The 20,798-nt window shown below is 36.5% G+C and carries 6 protein-coding genes; 5 read left to right on the top strand and 1 reads right to left on the bottom strand.

Going from position 1 to position 20,798, the window contains the following annotated elements; all coding sequences use genetic code 11:
* Positions 1–220: 220 nt before the first annotated feature.
* The 5 genes from QV06_RS06040 (at position 221) to QV06_RS06020 (ending at position 6,358) form a co-directional block, all read left to right on the top strand.
* Entirely contained in the window at positions 221–706 is a 486-nt protein-coding gene (locus QV06_RS06040; RefSeq protein WP_065237354.1) for a YobD family protein, read from the top strand.
* 3 nt (positions 707–709) lie between these two features.
* Positions 710–1,906: a mannose-6-phosphate isomerase, class I gene (gene manA, locus QV06_RS06035; RefSeq protein ID WP_065237353.1), complete on the top strand. Its 1,197-nt coding sequence runs from the start codon at positions 710–712 to the stop codon at positions 1,904–1,906.
* Positions 1,907–2,526: 620 nt separating this feature from the next.
* Positions 2,527–3,540, top strand: a complete 1,014-nt coding sequence (locus tag QV06_RS06030; RefSeq protein WP_065237352.1) for a Fe(3+) ABC transporter substrate-binding protein — start codon at positions 2,527–2,529, stop codon at positions 3,538–3,540.
* 78 nt (positions 3,541–3,618) lie between these two features.
* Complete coding sequence (locus QV06_RS06025) at positions 3,619–5,256, top strand: ABC transporter permease (protein ID WP_065237351.1); 1,638 nt, start codon at positions 3,619–3,621, stop codon at positions 5,254–5,256.
* 1 nt (position 5,257) lies between these two features.
* On the top strand, positions 5,258–6,358 hold the full coding sequence (locus QV06_RS06020) for an ABC transporter ATP-binding protein (protein WP_065237350.1): 1,101 nt from the start codon (positions 5,258–5,260) through the stop codon (positions 6,356–6,358).
* Between the two features lie 496 nt (positions 6,359–6,854).
* Here the strand turns inward: QV06_RS06020 and QV06_RS06015 are convergent, their stop codons facing one another.
* Complete coding sequence (locus QV06_RS06015) at positions 6,855–20,189, bottom strand: YadA-like family protein (RefSeq protein ID WP_065237349.1); 13,335 nt, start codon at positions 20,187–20,189, stop codon at positions 6,855–6,857.
* Positions 20,190–20,798 lie beyond the last annotated feature (609 nt).

Below are 20,798 nucleotides of genomic sequence, written 5' to 3'. Positions count from 1 at the left end.
ATTCGGGCAAGTGTGAGAGGAAACCCATTAGACACTTATCAGGATTTGTGACTAAATTTAGGTTTATCATCAAACTGAAGCAGCATTAACTTTTTAAACATTGCATGCGAATAAAATGAAGTCGCCCTTTAGGGCGAAACCTAAAAACTATACCCTTTAGGGAGAAATCTAAAAAACTATGCCCTTTAAAGTGAAACCTAAAAATATTTAAAAAACGCATATGATCATTAACATTACTCTACTAGGACTCATCCTCTTATATCTCCTATTTGCAATCTATGATCAATTCATCATGGATAAACGCTATGGCAAAATAGAACTAAAAGTGCGTTTATTACGCAAATTAAAAATAGAAAGTATCGTAATGTTGCTATTAATCTGGATCGCCGTATATCAAGCATTACCACAAGGGTTAGAAACTGTTACAATCTATTTATTAGTAATGTTATCTATTTTATTGATTTATCATGCCTTTATCCGTTATCCCGTATTTTTATTAAAACAAGAAGGCTTTTTCTTAAATAATCTTTATATTCCTTATCAACATATTCAAACTATCAATATTAGCGAAAATGGGTTTCTACAAATTGTGCTCAAGAATAATAAACAATTACCAGTCTATATTTATGATGTAGATGATGTTGCGAAGGTATTACAATTTTTAGTGAAGATAGGCAGAATTACCCAACCAATTGGAGGAAAATAAATTATGTTTTATCGCCTTAATGGTCAGGCACAACATTATATTTGGGGTGGAAAAGAGTATATTCCACAACTTTTTCAATTAAAACAAGATGATAAAATTTATGCAGAGTGGTGGTTAGGTACGCACCCTAGCGCACCGTCTTTGCTTGAAACCGCAGAAAAAACAGAAAATCTTGCAGAATATATTGCGGCACACCCAGCGGTATTAGGGGAAAAATCACAACAGCAATTTGGTAATAAACTCCCGTATTTATTAAAAATTTTAGATGTGGTGAAACCGCTCTCGATCCAGTTGCATCCAACCAAAAAAGAAGCCGAACAAGGATTTGCACGAGAAAATGCAGAGGGCCTTGATTTAAAAGATCCGAAACGCAGTTACAAAGACGATAATCATAAACCAGAAATGATGATTGCTTTATCTGATTTCTGGTTATTACATGGCTTTAAAAGCAAAGAAGCTATTTTTAAAACCCTCTATGCCCGTCCATCATTAGTACCATTAGGTGAGCAATTAGAGAATCAATCATTAAAAGCATTTTATGCTGAGGTAATGCAAGCATCTCAAACGCAATTAGAACAGTGGTTATTGCCAATTATCCAACGCAATCAAATGGCATACCGTGAAGGGCGTTTATCTTTAGATAATCCAGACTATTGGGTAATTTATGCTTTAGAAGCGATGGCGATCCCACTAGAGAAATTAGATGCTGGCTTACTCTGTTTTTATCTATTTAATATTGTCCATTTACAGCAAGGGGAAGGGATTTTCCAAGATGCTGGGATTCCTCATGCGTATTTAAGAGGGCAGAATATTGAATTGATGGCGTGTTCAGATAATGTCATTCGTGGTGGGCTAACACCAAAATATGTGGATATTCCAGAGTTACTGAAAATTATTGACTGTACAGAGATTACGCCGAAAGTGATTCCAGCAGCAGAAGAAAAAGTTGGCTATACAACCTACCATACGCCAAGTAAAGACTTTGCTTTAGCAAACTTAAATTATCAGCCTGATTTTGCAATGGATTTAGTTGCAGCGAGTGCAGAGATTTTATTAGTTATGCAAGGCAGCTTAACCCTCTCTAGCGCAGAAACAACATTAACCTTGCAACAAGGGGATTCCGTATTTATTGAAGCGGATACCGTCTATCATATTGTTGGTAAACAACCTGGTTATGCTATTGTGGCGAAATTGCCATAGGTTATTACATCTTCTCCTTACTCCTCTTCCTTAAGATGAAGAGGAGCGATCATTCAGCAACTTGAATAAAATTTGGCACATTTTGGTGTGATGGAATAATCTAAGGTGTTTTATCTTAGGATTTTGAAATAACTATTATTCACTAAATCAGCTACTTAACATCAATAAATTGAAATAACTATTATTCACTAAATCAACTACTTAACATCAATAAATTGAAATAACTGTTATTTACTAGACAAACTATTTAATTCCAACAAGTTGAAATAAAATTGCTAACTAGCCAAACTATTTAACTCTAACAAAGCGAAATAACATTACTCACTAGCCAAACTAGCTAACTTTAATAAATTAGAATGATATTACTGATGCGCTAAACTACTTAACTCCAATAAATTGGAATTGCTATCACTTATTAGCCAAAATGCTCAATGCAAACTAGCTAAATCTACTAACTTTATCTTTTCATAGAATGTTTATTCCTCTTTATGTAATGAATAGTAGAATAGTAGGATATATGCGAAATTGAGAATAATTCTTATTGACACAGATATTTCAATACGGTATGTTAAAAACGATTACTGATAATCACGTTTATTTAATATTATTTGCGAGGTACTATGAAAAAATCTCTTTTAGCTGCTAGCCTATTAGCAACTCTAGCAACATCCGCTTTTGCTGCCAATGAAGTTAATGTTTATTCCTACCGCCAGCCTTACTTAATTGAACCATTATTAAAAGAATTTGAAGCCCAAAGTGGAGTAAAAGTAAATCTAATCTATGCAGATAAAGGGTTAGTTGAGCGTGTAAAACGTGAAAAAGAGTTAACCCCAGCAGATGTATTATTAACTGTTGATATTAGCCGAGTAATGGAATTAGTGAACGCAGGTCTTGCAGAACACGTTCATTCTGCGGTGTTAGAAAAAAATATCCCAGCACAATATCGTGATAAAAACGATGAATGGTTTGCCTTAACAACACGTGCGAGAGCAATCTATACCTCAAAAGATCGTGTAGGTAAATTACCAGAAAACTTTACATATTACGATTTAGCGAAACCAGAATTAAAAGGTAAAGTGTGTGTACGTTCTGGGAAACACGCTTACAATGTTTCATTAGTTGCCTCAATGATTGCTCATGATGGTGAAGCAAAAGCGAAAGAATTTTTAGTTGGCTTAAAAAATAACTTAGCTCAAAAACCACAAGGCGGTGACCGCGATCAAGTGAAAGCAATTAAAGAAGGAATTTGTGATTACTCACTCGGTAACAGTTATTACTTCGGTAAGATGTTAGAAGATGATAAACAACGTGCTTGGGCAGAATCTGTTTATATTAATTTCCCTAACCAAACGACTACGGGTACACACGTGAATATTAGTGGTGTTGCGGTAGCGAAATATTCAAAGAATAAAGAAAATGCCTTGAAATTAGTTGAGTTTTTAAGTAGTGATAAAGCACAACACCTCTACGCTGAACTTAATCACGAATATCCAGTAAAACCGGGCGTTGCAGTATCTAAAATAGTTGAATCTTGGGGAACATTCAAAGCAGATACATTACCATTAAATGATATTGCGAAGAATTATGACAAGGCACTAAAACTGATTGATGAAGTTAAATTCGATCTTGAATAATAAGGTTTCATTTTAGCCTCCCAATAGGCGGTTGTTTCGGCAACTGCCTTTTTCTATTTTTATTTAATTGATATTGCTGTGTTTAAAATCAAAACTATTGCTGTCAACTTACTTACACTCGTATTGATTGGCTTTTTTGTTATGCCAATTGTGGCAATTTTGTATCAGGCTATTCAGGGTTCATTGGCAAGCTTAACTCATTTATGGCATACCGTATTAACAGACTATTTTATTAATTCGTTGCTATTAGTAACAGGGACGGTACTGATTAGCTTACTGTTTGCATTGCCTGCGGCTTATTTAGTTTCTCGTTATCAATTCAAGGGGCAATCTGTATTACAGTGGTTACTCTGTTTACCATTAGCGATTCCTGCGTATCTGTCAGCTTATCTCTATACAGATTTCTTAGACTATCCAGGCGTTGTACAACAATCGCTAAGAACAATATTTGGTTGGCAGAGTATTCACGATTATTGGTTCCCATCAATTCGGAGTTTGGGGGGAGCTTGCTTTATTTTAGCGTTATCGCTATACCCTTATATTTTTCTCTTAAGCCGTTTGGCATTAATGGAACAATCTGAAAATCTAACTCAAAGTGCCAAATTATTAGGTGCGTCCCAACGTCAAATTTTTTGGCGGGTAACCTTACCTTTATTACGTCCATCCATTGCAGTCGGTTGTGCGTTAGTCGCAATGGAAACATTAGGTGATTTTGGTACTGTTTTTTATTTTGCAATTCCAACCTTAACGACAGCAATTTATGACACTTGGTTGGGTTTTGGTGATTTACAAGCTGCCGCACAAATTGCGATTTCGATGTTATTCCTTATTAGTGTTTTTATTGTGATTGAACGTTATGCAAGGCGTAAACAGAAACATTATCAACGAGGTTGTGAAGCGTTACATCAATATCAGCCAATTAAAACTTGGTGGGAAAAAGGTTTAGTCGTTTACAGCTGGCTATTAGTGATGCTGGCATTTTTTATTCCATTATTCCAATTAATTTACTGGGCTTATCATTACTTCTCAGAGGCATGGACAGATAATTTCTTTGTTTATACCAAAAACAGCCTATCAGTTGCTGTAATTGCTGCATTAGTGAGTATCTTCTTTGCATTGTTCTTACATTTTATACGGCGTTTTTATCAAGCTATTTATGCGAAACAAGGATTACATTTAGCATCATTAGGTTATGCGGTACCAGGCACTGTATTAGCGATTGGCTTATTAATTCCGCTAACTTTTGCAGATCACCAACTGCACTCTCTTACCGATTGGCTAGGCTTATCCTCATTCGGGCTAGTCTTTTCAGGATCAATCTTTGCCCTAATTACTGCTTATGTCATTCGTTTTTCTGCGATGTCAGTCGGCAGTATTGAAACTGCCTTGAATAAAATTCCGCCGTCATTTGAAATGGCAGGAAAAACGTTAGGGCATTCTAATTTATCTGTATGGCGTAAGATCCATTTTCCATTATTACGTAAAGGGATATTGACCGCTTTATTATTGGTGTTTATTGAGAGTATGAAAGAGTTAAATGCTTCATTACTATTGCGTCCCTTTAACTTTGATACGCTTGCAACCCACGTTTTTACCTATACTTCAGATGAACAATTAGAACGTGCCGCATTACCAGCGATTGTATTAATTATTGTTGGCTTAATTCCTGTAATTATGCTGACCCGTTCATTATTAGCAACCAGAACTAAAGAATAAGATGAGTACATTATCAATTAGCCAATTAACTTGTGGATATGGCGGACAAACTATATTGCAAGATCTCAGTTTTACCTTAGAACAAAATGAGATTGTGTGTTTATTAGGGGCAAGTGGTTGTGGTAAAACAACCTTATTAAAAGCAATCGCGGGTATTTTACCGATTACCACAGGCACGATTAAATTAGCCAACCAAGAGTTATCAACTACGCCACTAGAACAACGACAAATTGGGCTAATTTTTCAAGATTATGCGCTTTTCCCACATCTAACTGTGGCGGAAAATATTACCTTTGGCTTACAAAAACAAAGCCGCCAACAGCAACAAGTGATATTAGCCAAAATGACGGCATTAGTTCGATTACAAGGGTTAGAGCAACGTTATCCACATCAATTATCAGGCGGACAGCAACAACGCGTGGCAATCGCTCGTGCTTTAGCTTGTGAGCCTAAGTTATTACTGCTTGATGAGCCATTTTCAAATATTGATAGCCAAGTGCGTTATCAGCTTATCGAAGAAATTAGAGCAATTCTTAAACAACAAAACGTACCAGCAATTTTTGTTACCCATAGCAAGGAAGAGGCATTTGTCTTTGCCGATAAATTAGCTTTAATGGATAAAGGAAAAATCGTGCAATTTGGTGATGCCTTAACCTTATATCAGCAACCTAATTCACATTTTGTAGCTGAATTTTTAGGTAAGGTGAATTATTTGCCTTGTCAAATTCAGCAACCGCAATTAGATTCAGCGTTTGGCTTAATGCCATTAACCACAGCGAGTTATGCTAATGGCTCGTTGATTCAGGATAACTGCAACGCTTATTTGTTATTACGTCCAGAAGAGATTGTGATGCAAGGCGATACGACTAAATCCGTTATTGCTGATCAACAAAGGGGAAGTGCAGTAGCAACAGTGAAACAGGTGAGCTTTTTAGGCGGGTATTACCGCTATCAAGTGGAACTGAAAAATACCTTATATCCCGCAATCTTAGTGATTCAAGCTCAACAATATTTTGTGGTAGGCAGTGATGTGGTATTAAGCCTTAATTCACTAAGGCAGGTATTATTTGCTACTGATGGTGTGGCAAAACATAAAAGATAAAAATATTGAATAAATTTGATAACAAAGTCTATTTAATATTTTTTAGATATTTTGTTCTAATTAACATTTAGGTTTCACTCTAAAGGGGGACCTCCTTTTATTCGCAAGCAAGCTCACTCTAACGAGCCATTGCAAACAACGTTCAAAAAGCTACGCTTTGTATCGTTGAATTTGCAAAGAAAAGGAGGCAAAAGAAAAGCGTTGAATGTTGCTGAAAGCAACAGCTCGAAAGATGAGTGAAGCGAATAATACCAACTCTCGCCACTTGTTATTCCTCATACCAATAAGATTTTCAGGCAAAAAAGTGATCATTTTTCAAACATAGTGAGAAAAATCTCTGTTTTTTGCCTGAAAATCTTATTTCTATTTGGGCAAGTGTGAGAGGAAACCTAATAAACACTTATTAAGATTTGTGATTACTTTCTGGGTTGTCAATAATCTGAAAAGCCGAATGAATGATTCATTCGGCTTTTGATAATTAATTAAAGGTTAGTGCTTATCTCCATTGATAGCCAACACCAGCATTCATACCCATTTTACCTTGGCTGTTTGAGGTGCCGCTAACTTTGAAGATAACTTTACCGTTATCAGATACCTTAGAGATACCAATTGCAACAGCATTCTCACCACCATAGTAACCACTAGCAACAGAAATCATATTGTAACCCGCTTGATTTGCTTGTGGTAAGCCTGCAACTGCCATTGCGCTTGCAGTACCTGCATTAGCATCACGGCTTACTTGGTTAATCTTACGATCTAAGTTGTTAGTCGTCATATCAAGTTGATGTCTATTCACCGCATCTGTTGGAGCAACACCATCTGCTACACCACGAATACGATTTGGTGTATCTTCGCCAACATTAAGTACATTAGTACCATCTTTATCTGTACTTGCTGTCATAGATACTTTGCCCCCAATAGTTACTTTATCAAATTCTGGCGTATTACTTACTTGTAAGGTATAGATAGTATTTTTGTTGTCTCCTTTAGTCGTATCAATCGACAGGTTTTTACCTTTAACTTTTACCTCTGTTTTGGCTGCTGCTGCATCAGATTTTACCTCAGCAATTGCATCATTAAGATTATTTGCTTTAGTACCACCAATAGTTTCCACAACAGTTTTGCCATTTTGGACAGTGGCATCTTTACCTAAAAGATCAGCAAGTTGTCCACCATTAACGGCTTGTTTGCTACGTTTAGTATTTTCTACCTTACCAGATTGTACTTTTCCATCAGCGACTTCAACGGTGGCTAATGCATCATCACTAATAGCTTGATCATTCAACTTGGTTGGATCTTTAACTGCTTTAATTCCGCCAATTTCTGTTGTTGCAACTGTGCCTGCAACGAAATCAGGTAAGCCTTGCTTATTGAGATGATAGAAATCGTCGCCAACTTGAACTAATGGTTTACCTGCTTTATCAACATAAGTCATCGGAATACCTTTAACATTAATTGTGTATTTAAAGGTAGTAACTCCAGAGTCAGTATCTTTATCAGTAGAGACTTCAGAAACTTTAACATTTGAGCCACTTTCGACACGAATAGTATCGCCTAAAGCCATTTTTTGAGCATCATCTTTATTAGTTGCGATATTAAGACCTTTTTCTGCTAAAGTTTTTGCTTCTGTCGCAGTTTCACCTACTTTCTCTAAGTTAGTCTTAACTTTACCAATTTCATTATCTACATATCCCTTATTCGCTGCATCACTATCTTCTTTAGGTTTAGCCACATTGGTGATACGAGAATTACCAACATCTACGGTTGGTGCTTTCGTGATAATTTCATTACCCTCTGCATCCTGACCTTTTTCACCTGGAGTTAAGGTAATCTTAGCTTCGACAGAGTTATCTTTATCCTTACCATCATTATCTTTCGCTTTACCTGAGCTGATAGAGTTAATACCTGATAAGTCTTTATTTAAGTCATACTTAATATTACCGTCTTTATCAATAGAAGCTGTGGTATTGTTGCCATCGACAAAGTTTAGACCTTTATCTAAAGAGGTATTTGCTTTTTCAATAGCATCATCTTTACCCTTATCATTAGCACTATAGGTTAATTTAATAGCAGCCTCTTCACCGATTAAATCTTTCTTAGTAATAATCTTAGAACCGTCTTTACCATCTAAGCCTTTATCACTATTTTTACCGTTCTTACCGTCAACACCGTTGATAATAACAACTTCACCTTTATCATTTACACCGATAAAGCCATCTTTACCTTTCCCATTAGCACCATCATCACCATCTGTACCATTGATAACGATCCCTTCAAAATGAGGAAGTTTCTTTATCTCAATACGAAGCGTCTCATCACCATCTTGATGGGTAATTAAGTTGCTTGCAGAATAATCAGATGCATAAGCCTTAGTACTTTCTACAGTATTATCTGTTGGCTTAGTTTCTGTTGTATAAGTCAATCCAGCAGCACCGATAATCTTAAAGGTAGTACCCAATGGACGGTGGATATTAACATTATCATTCCCCACAAAAGTTAAGCCAGCTTGAGCCACTGTTTGTAAGTCACGTAAAGTTACAGCACGACTTAATGACTTATCAGTACCATCAACATTCAATAATTTAGCTACTTCTGAGCTTGCTTTTTTACCAGCAAGTTTAGATTTAACGCTTGCTTTTTGAGTCTCTGTTACACTTTCAAGATCAAGACCTAAGTCTGTCAATGCAGAATTCACCTCTTCTTCTGTAAGAGTTACTTCAGCAAGATTATCTTTCAAGTTAGCGATTGTTACAGGCGAGGTTGTTTCACCATCTGGGTTCACCGCAGAAAGAATAACTTTATCATTGCTTAATGATTTATCACCTGTACCCGCAGTCTTAGAAGCTTCATTCAACTGAGCTAAAGTACTACCTTTAGCTTCTTTATCGTTTACTGAACCATCTGTATTAACCTTGTTAGCATCATACCACAAGCCATCATTCGCTTTGACTTTATTACCAACAACACTTGTATCATAGTACTTACCATTTTCAGCTAAAACACGATTACCATTTGTATCGGTGTAAACCAATGTACCAGCCACACCATCACGTAAACTTTGGACTTTGTTGACAATCGTTGTGCCATTTAAGCCATCTTTACCAGCTGGACCAACTAATGGAAGTCCATCAGCGCCATTCAGACCATGTTGACCTGGAACACCGCGTTGTCCTATGTCGCCAGCTTTTCCAGCTTTACCATCATAGCCATCAATCCCATTGATACCATTAGTACCATCTTTAGCTATACCGATTTTTTCAGCTAACGTATTGAATTGATCTCCTGTTATTGCATCTGTAGATCCTTTCGCTATATCTCCATTAGCAAGTCCTGTTAACTTAACATTATTTGCTGAAATACTAGGTGCTACCGCTGCTGGTTCGCCATTCTCTCCTGCAGATGTTCCAGCATTAAAGGTTAATTTAGCTTCATTAGCGCCTTCACCATTTCCAACTGATGTTATTCCTTTTAGAACTGGATTAACACTATATTTAACTACGCCATTTTCTTCTATTGTAGCTGTTGTGTTAGTGCCATTACTGAAGTTTAATCCCTCAGCTAAAGAAATCTTATTAACTCCATCTTTTCCATCTATTCCATTTCCATTAGCTTTATAAACTAGCTTACCATCTCCAGAAATACCGTCTAATTTAGCTTTAACTTCATCAGATAATTTAATATTAATTTTTCCATCTTCTATTGAAGTTTCTATATATGATTTCTTATCTGTTCCAGTTCCTGTACTTTGCCCAAGTATAGCTAATTTTTCACCTAAGTTTTTATGAACAGTCTTATTGTCATCGGCAGTAAAATCTAATCCTGCTCTAGCAAGTACTTGTAAATCAGCTGCTGTCGCTGCTTTAGAAAGACTAGCTTTATCTGTATTAGTTAGTAAACTAGTAACTTTTGCTTTTGCATCATCATTAGTTACTGCTGCTAATGGGGCAGCTTCTAAATTTACACCTAATGCACTTGCAAGGTTGCCAAGTGTTACAGATTTAGTTGTCGTTCCATCAGGATTTACTGAAGATAATATAACCTGATCTGCTGGAACTGCTTGAGCATCAGCTTTCTTTTTACCTGTTGCTGGATCTAATTCATAGTATTTACCATCAGTATGATCAAATACTAATCTTGTTCCATCCGCTTTTGTATAAACGACATTTCCAGCTACTCCATCTCTTAAAGCTTCTACTTTATCTGATAATGTTTTACCGTTTAAGCCGTCTTTTCCAGGTAATCCATTTGCTCCGTCTTTTCCATTTAATGGGTCATTTGATACTATCTTATTTTTTAATTCATCAAATGTTCCTTTCGTTACAGCAGAATCTGAGCTATCCCCATCTTTAATCCCTTTTAGAACTACTTTACTATCTCCATCTTCTCCAGCTGGTGATTTAGATATAGTTAAATTACCTTTATCATCTGGAGTTAATGTTATCTTATTAGTTCCATCAGGGCTTAAATTTATTGATTTAAATTCTGGAGCTTCACTTAATCCTATTAAGATATTTCCATCACTAACTTTAGTTTTTAAATTCTTAGCTTTATAATTTATATTATTATCAACAATATCCCCAGATTTAATATCTACTCTTCCTCCTAATTTCTTATTAGTTGGATCTTCTAAATCAGCACCAAAGTTTAATCCTTTATTTACTGCTGTAATTAAATCATCTATTGCACTTTTAGTTGTTGTTGGAGCTGAACCTTTTCCTGATCCTTCTACCTTAGTATTAAATGTTGGAGCTGTTACATTACCATTATTATCTACACTTCCACCTAAAGTTGTTGCTAAAGCTTTTAATTGAGCTACATTAACTGCATCACTATCATCACTTCCTGCTTTAACACCTTTAATGTTTTTATCATTTAAAGTTAATCCTGCATCACTAATATTTAATGTTGTAACTCCTGTATCATCTACTTTAGAACCATTAGTAATATTAGTTATACCTGTTAAAGTATCTTTTAATGCAAAGTTTACTTTTCCTTCATCTTCTATTGACGTTGTAATATTTTTATCACCAATAAAATCAAGTCCTTTATCGAATGCTACGGTTTTAGCATCCGCATCTGCTGTTGAATTAGCTCGATATGTTAATGATGACGTATTAGAAACGTTTTCTATGGATAATGCTTTTTTCCATTTTGCTATGTCATTATTACTTAATCCAGTCGCATCTTTTTTAGCAAATGTATCTGCTAAATTAGTTACTAAGTTTTCCTTAGTTAATGATACTTTAAAGGTATCTTTAGCTATTCCAGTTCCAGCAACTTTTTCTACTTCTATTAAGTTATCTGCACCAGTTGCATCAGCTTTAGCTTCAACTACCGCTTTAGCAGCTAATATTGCATCATAAACTGCTTTTGTCGTTGCAACTCTTGTGCTTGTTTTATTAGCTTCTGTAATTGATTCATTTTTATTGATACTTAAATCAACTTTAGCGGCACTTGCTTTAGTGACTACATCATCATCACCATTAATAGCAAAGGATATTCCACCAGCTTGCCCTAAAGTTTGATCATCAGTTTTACTATCAGAATCGCCCGTTAATTTAATTTTTTGATCTTTTAAAGCTATTGCTTTTTCTACATTAGTTTTAAAGTCTGGTGCTAACTTCTCTGCTGTAATTGCTCCGTTAGCTATTTTATCTCCAGTGACAGCGCTATTTTTAATCTTAGAGGTTTCAACAGCATCATTAGCTAACTTATCTTTAGTTACGGCATCATTAGCTAGTTTAGCGGTTGTAACTGCGCCATCTTTAATCTTAGAGGTTTCAACAGCATCATCAGCTAATTTATCCTTAGTAACAGCATTGTTAGCTAATTTAGCAGTATTAATTCCACCGTCTTTAACCTTAACTTTAACTGTGCTTGTAGTAGTATCCGCTTCAGTGACTATGGAATCATCTCCATTAGCGATTTTTAATTTAATTCCGCCATTTTGAGCCAATGTTTGAGTAGCTGTAGATTTATCTTTTTGATCTACTAAAGCTATAGTTTGTGTTGAATCTGCTGTAGCTCCATTAACATTATCTAACTTAGCCTTAGCTGTCTCTGTTAATTCAACTACTATTTTTCCATCTTCAGATTTAGTTTGAATATAGCCATTTTGACCCTTGATAGCTAAAGTTTCTCCTAATTTACGAGTAGTCGCTGTTCCGCTATCAGCAGAAAATCCTATACCTCCTAAAGCCTCTCTCCATTTAGTTTGATTTTCCCCTGTAATATTAGAAGCATCTAATTTTGCATAAGTTGCGTTAGGATTTGTTGCTAAATTATTTAATTTATCTTTAACGGTTTGATTTAAATCAATAGTAATAGTATCCGTAGCGGCTGAAGTTGTAATATATCCATTCTCAATACCTTTAATATTTACAGTACTTCCTAAAGTTCTATTAAATGCTGTTCCTGTATTTCCTGCAAAGGTTAATCCAGAATTAATTTTTCCTGCTAATGTAGAATCAAGTTTAGCTTCTGTTACGGCTCCATTTGCTAATTGAGTAGTATTAATTCCGCCATCTTTAACTTTTATAGTGATATCACTACCAGATCCTGATGTAGATATTGTCGTATTATCACCCTTAACACCAAAATTAATATCTCCCGTTTGACCTAGTGTTTGATCATTTGTTTTGTCAGTATTAGCCGTTAAGTAAATTTTCTTAGCTGAATCAGCTGCTTTTTGAATAGATGTATCAATCTTATCTAATTTAGTGATAGCATCATCTGATAAGCCAACAACTATTTTCTTCGCTGCTCCATTTGATCCACCCGTATTTTCTACTGATAAGTATTTACTAGAATCTCCTGTTTTAACACTTCCTGAAACTAATCCTGTTATAGTATCTTTTGCAGTATTATCTATATTAGAAAGAGAGATATTTGCATAATTACTATCATCTAAATTAATTTCAAAAGTTTTAACTTTACTTGTTTCATCTACCTTAGAGCTTACTGTTAATTTATCTGATGAACCCGTTTTTCTTATAACATTTACTAATCCTGTTATTACATTCTTACCATCATTCGTTAAATTACTTAATCCTGTATCTGCTTTTGCATCTACATCAGTTTTATTCGCTTTATTATCAATGTCCTTAAGTTTATTGGTAATCGCTTCAGCTAATTTAATCGTTAGGTTTTGTCCATTTGCAGTAGTTTCGATTTCATTCTCTGTACCTTTCACAGCGAACTGTTGTGTTTTTAAATCTACAGAACCAGTAGAAGACTTATCCCCATCAAAGTTCAAAGTACTGCTTAAGTTATTAATTTCCGTTTTAGTTGCATAAGTCTCATTAGCATTGTCTGCAAGGTTATCTAGCTTACCTAATTTAGTCTTTAAGGTTTGCGCAAGATCAATCGTAACTGCTTGGCTATTTTCTGTAGTGGATGTCGTAATGTATCCGTCTGTGCCATTTAACGCCAGTGACTGTTCGCTCAGTTTTACTTTACCTTTCACAGCCGTTGTAGTATCTGTAGTACCCGTTGTTTTACTATCTGTTGTGAAAGCCAGTGTAACATCTTTTACTTGTTCAACCGTTGCGGCATCCTTATCTTCCACCCCTTTGGTTAAATTGGTAATTTTTGCACCATCACTTACTTTAATATTGCCGTTATCGGCAGTTAATGTCGGTGCATTATTAGCATTACCTAGCTTGAAAGTAGTTGCTGTAACAGTATTTGCTGTAACAGTACCTAAACCACTCAGATTTTTTGCAAGTTGGATAAATAAGCCATTCTCTCCACCAAAGACTTGGATATTATTTTTGGTGTAACCCGCTTGAGCATTGTCAGTGGTAGATTGACCATAAATTTTAATTGTGTCGCCTAATTTGACTGATTTACTATTACCAGCATCACCCGTAAATTGAATTGTGCCTAACTTGTCTTGCCACTTCGTTATATTGCTATCGCTGATATTAGAGGCATCTGCTTTAGCATAGTCAGTCGCTAAATTGGTCGTACCGGCTGCTTGTTTAATCACCTCCTCAGTAATTCCTACTTTAAAGGTTTTCTTTTTAGTTGCATCATCTACCGATGATTCAATCGTTAGCCCATCGATTGAGCCATCTTTTTTCTGAATATCAACTAAATCAGTGATAACTGTTTTACCCGCATCAGTTAAATTATCTAGTGTCTTATTCGCTTTCTTCGCTAACTCGTCTGTCACATTTGTAGGTAAGTTATCAATCTTAGCTTTTAAGGTATCCTCAATCTTAACGGTGTATTTCTTCGCACCACTTACTTGATTAGACGAATCAACTGTTAAACCACCGTTATCCACAGTTTCTACCACTTCACGAGAAGCCGCAATCGCTTCATGAATGGTACCTTTGCCTGTGCCACCAATATTTGTAAAGGTAATAGTACCGGTTGCATCTATCGTCGCATCCGTACCAAAGTTATCTTTTACTGATTTAGCAACATTACTTAATACAGTATTAGTTGCAAAAAGTTGTGAACCATTGATGGCATCGGTAGATGTCGCCGATATCAATCCTGGTGCCACTCCTTGTAAACGACGAGTTTGATCATCACTACCGATTGTTGCAATTCCAGCAATCTTACCAGCATCTGCAAAAGTTTTATAGGTAATATCACCAATAGCTTGCTCTGAATAAGTGTCTGTTCCTTTAGATTTCTCAGATCCGACAAAACCAACACGATCTCCTAAATACACCGAAGATTGTTTATTGGCAGTCACATTATTACCCAATACAAACGTCCAGTTAGCATCCGTTGTTACATTATTACTGTTACCAATCGCATAAGAATCGTGGCCTGCTACTGTACTAAATGTATCAGTGCTAGTTCCCTCTGCTGTACCCCATACACCTGAACGATCTGCTGTCGCCGCTATGGTATTTTTCTTACCAATCGCTACAGACTCAAAACCACTAATGGTATTTTCTTGACCAAAAGCAAGTGAGTCAGAATCCCCAACGGTATTACTGATACCAAATGCATAACCACGTTGTGCTTCTACAGTGTTTGATTTACCAAAAGCGCCCGAATCCAAACCTCTCGCTATTGAACCAGAACCAACAGCGGTACTATTACCTCCAACTGCCTGTGCGCTCGCCCCTAAAGCCGTCGCACCTTCCGTAATGGCTTTCGCAACGGCGCCAATAGCGATTGTATTACTCGCCGCAGCCGTTGTTACATTATCCCCAGTTCCCGAACCAATTGCAATTGAACTAACACCAGCCGCAACAGTTCCACGCCCTACTGCCAATGACATATTACCTTGTGCCTCTGCATTTGCACCCAATGCCGTCGCAAAATTACCACTCGCACCTGAATTTGTACCGACAACAGTTGCACCTGCTGCCGCTTTAACAACAGAACTCTCTACTTTTCCTGCATAAGCATTCGCACCAATAACGATAGAGTTACTACCTATTGTATTTACCGTATTATCAGATTTCGTCCCTGCTTGGTGACCAATCGCAATCGCATATTGGGGTGTACTACCTTCCGTCAAAGGAGCTACTGTCGCAGTAATATCACGACCAATCGCTACCATACCAGTAGCAGAGGATCTCACGTTCTTACCAAGAGCCACTGACTCTTTCCCAGACGCCAAGGCAAATGGGCCTATTGCCGTACTATTTGTCCCTGTCGCACCACTGTGATCTTTATCAAAGTTAGACGTTGTCAGACTCGTACCTTCAGGTATGCTTTCTGCTACTGGTGCATTTGCATTCACATTGAACCAGTTAACTCCATCACCAATACCTAAAGCATTTCTCCAAGCATTATACGCAGCAAGGTTACCCGTTTTCGTAGGTACATTAGAGCCATCAATCTTTATGAAATTTTCTGCTAATTTAGTGGCTAAACTCGTAGTGTCTAAGCTAATAGTAACATCATCATCCGCAGCATTGGTGCTAAGGTAGTCACCTGTTTTAATACCAAAGCTTGGATTATCATTAATTGACTTAGCTGTGGTAGTGCCTGTATCACCACTTAACGACACTGTTTTACCTTGCAAAGTAAACAATTGTTTACCAGTTACTGCATCTGTTGAACTATTAGATAAAGCAGCATCTGCTAAACCCGTTACTTTCTTATTATTAACCGTAATATCAGCATCATTAAAGCTTAGCTCTGCCCCTCCCTGCTTACCGATCGTTTCTGCTGTAATATCTTTAAAGGTCGGTGACTCTTTCACACCAATAGTAATCTTACTATTCCCAGTATCATCTTTCTGATAGAAGGTTTGGATATTATCACCGCTATACTTAGCATTATCCTTAACCGATGTCCAATCAGCGGTATTTAAAGTGATTCTTGAGCCAACAGCAGCTTTGCCTGATTTTGAATCTGTTTGATTAAGCACACCTTCATCACCTTCTAAGGTGTAACCATCATTGAGTTTTTGTGTTAATGTATTAGCAATCGAGAATAGCTGTGAACCGTTCACTGCGTCAGTTGAACCTGCTGCTAGTAAACCTGGCGAAACGCCTTGTAAACGGCGGGTTTTTTGATCTGTACCAATTGTTACGATACCAAGAATTTGCCCTGATGTTGCCTTACCATTAGCAAAATTATTAAAGGTGAAACCGTTGATTGTTTCACTTAGGTAGCTACTACCGTATTTAGATACAGCGGTATCATCAATCGCCTTAGAGGTATTACCTAAATAAACTGAATTGCCAAATCCTGCATTGGTAGTAACATCATTACCCAATACGAAAGTATCATTAGTACTTACTGTATTGTTATTACCAAACGCATAAGAACCGATACCCGATACATTGTTAGGGTCACCAAATGCGCCTGAACCAATCCCCGATATGGTATTTTTATATCCCACAGCAATGGATTTTTCACCAGATGCGGTATTTGCCGTACCAATTGCAATCGAGTTTTTTCCTGATGCTTTGTTTGGAATAGTCGAATTGCCGTCCGCTTCCGAACCACCAATGGCAATCGCATTTTCACCCGTCACACTTGCTTCAAAACCAATTGCTACACCATGTTTACCGCCAACATTGCCATTTGAAGCGGCTTGCGTATTGGCCTTCCAACCAACTGCAATACTATCATCACCTTTGGCACCATCGTTGTTATAGTTTGTATTTTGTTTAGCTTCTTCTGCTTGAGCTGTGGATAAAGCACCACTTATTGTTCTTCCTGCATCAGCAGTTTGAGCATTAGCAATAGTTGTTTGTAAGTTTTGCATTAGCTCTGCACGTTTATTTTCTAATGCCTCACCAGTCAGACCGTTAAGTTGCCTTTTTGCATTAGTAATTGCTTGATCGGTTGCTTTTAATGATGTTGCGGTATTAGCGACCTCTTCATTATAGAGTGCACCAAGTATATCTACTGCATTAGCATAATTATTATAAGCAGTCTCATCAAATACTTCGCCATTTACCTCTTTACGTGCTTTGAGGTAAGCTAACTGAGTACGCATTTCTACGTAAGTTTGATAGTTATCAGTTTTTTCAAGTCTTGCTGCTAACTGACCTGCCATACTTGTGCTGTTTTTACGTTCAATACTGAGATATTGAGAAGCGCCACCTTGTTTTAAAGAGTTAATTTCTGATTGGAATTTATCTTCAATAGTTTTAAGTTGTGAAACGTTTACTGCATCTGTATTTAAAGCACCTGAGGCGACGTTAGTAATACGCCGCTCTTGTCCCTTACGACCTACAGAGATTACCCCCGTCTTACTTGATGTTGGGGTTGCAATAGCACCTTCAGCAGCCCAAGGAGCAGTATTATAATCTTTCTGAGTATAATCGGTCACTGATTGGAAACCTAACGCGACAGAATTAGCGAAAGAAGCAATAGATTGGTTACCTAATGCCAAGGAAGAAGCAACGGTTGCTCTTGCACCAATACCAAAGGCTACTGAGTTAGTTGCATTCTCAGATATAGAAGTGTTCAAACCGATTGCTAAGGAGTTAGATGCTCCATTATTTATGGTAGCATTATAACCAAAAGCGATTGAGTTGTCGGCATTGTTTCCAATATTGGATGATACACCAATGGCTATTGATCTACGAGAGGATTCACCAATGTTAGCATTAACACCAATTGCGGCTGCGTTATTTGACGAGTTACCAATAGTAGCATTTTGACCAAATGCAATAGCCTGATAGGCATTATCACCAATACTTATGTTTTTACCAAGTGTTAAAGATGCACCTGATGATGAACCTAATTTACTATAAGAGCCTAAAACTAAGGAATCTCCTGTATTAAGATTAATGATGTTATTAGATCCAATTACTGTATTGTTATAACCATTGACATTAGGCTTATCTTTAGTTCCATTTCCACTTAAAATACGGTTATTAAGTCCCACTACTAAGGTATTTTTGGATAAACTTTTAATATAGTTATAAGAACCTACACTAATTGAGTTTTCTGCATCCACTAATGAGCCATAACCCACAGCTACGCCATTCTCTTTAAGCGCTAAAGAACGGTTACCAAGTACAATAGCATTAGATCCTTGATAGGATGATTTCTTAATATTTTCTGAGCCAACGGTTAAATAGACCTTGTCTTCTTTGACCGTATCGAATTTACTCTTTGTATCTCCACTACCATCAAAATAAGCTATAATAGCCTTTTTTACCTCATCTATTTGAGTAGGGCTACCTTCATCAGTAGTACTATAAGCCCTGATAATATCACCACCATTAGTTATTGATGTAGCTGCAGCAACATTATTCCCAATCGCAATAGAGTCTTTACCAACCGCAATGGCTTTATAACCATAAGAAACTGTACCTGAATTAGAGGCTTCGGTTAAGTTACCAATTGCCACTGAGTTAGAGGCAAATACGTTAGATTTTTCACCGATAGCAGTACCACCTGTTGCATCCTCTGATACAAAAGAACGAATACCGATTGCGGTTGATTTAGGTGCAAAAGCAAAAGAAAGAGAACCTACCGCTGTAGATACATCACCTGCTGCTACAGTACGCGAACCAATCGCAATAGAGCCACGCCCTTTGGCTAAGGTAGGTGAAAAGATACGGTAATCTTTACCAGTTCTTGCTTCAATAGTATTGTAAGAGGCATCAAATTTTGTACGATCTGAATAAAACCAAGAGTTAGCATATAAATCAGCGTAGATATTATGTAGAACATCAGTTGTCCCATTAGAGCCATTAGGTAGTTTTACTGAATACTCTTGTGCTGCGGTTGATGTCCAATCTAATGTTCCAATTAGGTCATCATTACCAATAGCGATAGAACCTTCACCACGGGCAAATACGTTAGAACCTAATGCCACAGATTGAGCTGAAGCGGCTGAAAAGTTACCTACAACAGTTGATTGAGTTCCTTTACCACGTGATTGGGCGCCGACAACAGTTTGCGCACTTCCTGAGCCATCAGTACCTGCCTCAGAACCAATCGCAATAGAACGTGCTGTATTCGTGAAAGCATTGTAACCAATAGCGACTGCATCAGTTCCGCCATTCCATGTACCTGCATTGTAACCAATAGCAACAGATTGATTGGAGATGGCGCCACAATCGCGACTTCTTGTCCCATTTAAATTCAGCATAACGGATTTGCCATCGGAATAATCACCACACCATAAATTATCAAAGCCAACACGAGTTCCACTGGTACCATATCCCCACTCCCAAGCTTGAACAGGGGTTGATGTAGTAAAAAATCCTCCGACTAATATCGCAGTATAAATTGCACTAAATGAAAAAATACGAGAAAGAGAGAAATTTGATGAATATACTATTTTCTCAGACTTTGCCTTACCATGATTTTTCGTTAATTCAGAAACGGCAACAAATACGCCACGGGTTTTATCAAAAATTACTCTAAAGATATGATTCATAAATATTCTCTATAACTGTCCAACTGTCTTAACTACTTAACTAAAAGATTGGTTCGCCTAAATGATGAAACTGATTAATTATTAGTCAATGTATTAAAAGTCCTAGATTATAGCAATAGTATAAATTTGTGTAAATGAGGCGGGGGGGGGGGGGGATTTTTGTAAATTATTTAGCCTTATTTTCTTAAAAATGGATGGACTGTTTTCCTTTATATTTTAATTATTTGCTATTTTTTATATTATTAAGAATCAAAAATAACTAGTTACTATACGTATCATTATTTTTATGTATTTAATTGAAAAATAAATATTTTTTATTTATGATAGATTGATTCTATTATACTGATAGTGAATATTTTAATAATGTGGGTTAGAGGGAGGGGTAGAAAGAAATTCTTGTTAAAAAATAAATGAAAAAAACAAAAAATATAATAATAAGTGTAATTGTTTTTTTATATTTTGGTTTTTATTTGCTTCAATATTACTATTTTGTGAATTGTTTTTACTTTAAATAGATTAGTTTTGTAAGTATTGTAAATTAATTGCTTTATAGGATTTTTATCATTGTTTACTAATGACAAAAAATAACTCTAAGTAATCAATGGTGTT

Origin of the sequence: Gallibacterium genomosp. 3 (genome assembly GCF_001678475.1) — a bacterium.
Lineage (GTDB): Bacteria > Pseudomonadota > Gammaproteobacteria > Enterobacterales > Pasteurellaceae > Gallibacterium > Gallibacterium faecale.
Note: the sequence above shows the minus strand (reverse complement) of the source record. Positions and strands in the feature narration are given on the sequence as shown.

What these genes read in the sequence shown, in the direction of transcription:
- QV06_RS06020 (WP_065237350.1), top strand. Translation starts at nt 5,258, where the DNA reads ATGAGTACATTATCAATTAGCCAATTAACTTGTGGATATGGCGGACAA.
- QV06_RS06015 (WP_065237349.1), bottom strand. Translation starts at nt 20,189, where the DNA reads ATGAATCATATCTTTAGAGTAATTTTTGATAAAACCCGTGGCGTATTT.
- QV06_RS06030 (WP_065237352.1), top strand. Translation starts at nt 2,527, where the DNA reads ATGAAAAAATCTCTTTTAGCTGCTAGCCTATTAGCAACTCTAGCAACA.
- manA (WP_065237353.1), top strand. Translation starts at nt 710, where the DNA reads ATGTTTTATCGCCTTAATGGTCAGGCACAACATTATATTTGGGGTGGA.
- QV06_RS06040 (WP_065237354.1), top strand. Translation starts at nt 221, where the DNA reads ATGATCATTAACATTACTCTACTAGGACTCATCCTCTTATATCTCCTA.